The organism is Oleiphilus sp. HI0123, assembly GCF_001635315.1.
Genome location: NZ_LWGE01001726.1, coordinates 1 through 991, shown reverse-complemented (window position 1 = coordinate 991; position 991 = coordinate 1). Strand labels below are relative to the sequence as shown.

Sequence of the window (991 nt, the reverse complement as noted above, 5' to 3'; positions counted from 1 at the left end):
CGTATTGCGCGAAATACTCAGATCATCCTTCAAGAAGAAACAGGCATTCCTCAGGTTGCAGACCCTTGGGGGGGCTCCTACATGATGGAAAGCCTCACGCAGCAGATTGCTGATCGAGCTTGGGAATTAATTGAAGAAATCGAGGAAAAAGGTGGAATGGCGAGCGCCATTGAACATGGCATTCCAAAAATGCGAATTGAAGAAAGTGCAGCGAAAAAGCAAGCACGCATTGATCGCGGTGAAGATGTCATTGTTGGTGTCAATAAATACCAGCTCGATCACGAAGATGACCTGGATATACTTGAAGTAGACAATGTTGCTGTACGCGAGTCACAAATCAAGCGCTTGGAATCGATTCGTACAAATCGAGATTCTGATGCGGTTAAAGCAGCGCTTACAGCCTTGACTGAGGCGGCGAAAACAGGTGAAGGCAATTTGCTAGAATTGAGCGTAAATGCTGCTCGCTTACGCGCGACTGTTGGCGAAATTTCTGATGCTCTGGAAGAAATATACGGACGTTTTCAGGCCGAATCTCGCACTATTAGCGGCGTTTACGGCGCCTCCTATGAGGGCGATGAAGACTGGCAAGCAATACAGTCTGATATTGAAGCCTTTGAGAAAGCCCAAGGTCGACGACCTAGAATGCTGGTTTGCAAGATGGGCCAAGACGGCCATGATAGGGGCGCTAAAATCATCGCCACCTCATTTGCCGATGCGGGCTTTGATATCGACCTATCCCCTATGTTTTCAACCCCTGAAGAAGTCGCCAAGCAAGCCGTCGAAAATGACGTGCATGCCGTCGGTGTCAGCTCACAAGCTGCAGGACACAAGACACTAGTTCCTGAGCTCATTCAGGCGCTCAAAAATCAAGGCGCGGACGACATTATCGTTATTGCCGGGGGAGTGATCCCTAAACAAGACTACGACACACTCTATCAGGCAGGAGTTAAAGGAATCTTCGGGCCTGGTACAAAAGTGCCTTATAGTGTTC

At 48.7% G+C, this 991-nt stretch carries 1 protein-coding gene; it reads left to right on the top strand.

The genetic code is table 11. The annotated features are described in order from the left end of the window. A partial coding sequence (locus tag A3761_RS23350; protein WP_197473200.1) for a methylmalonyl-CoA mutase family protein occupies nt 1–991 on the top strand: 991 nt, incomplete at both ends.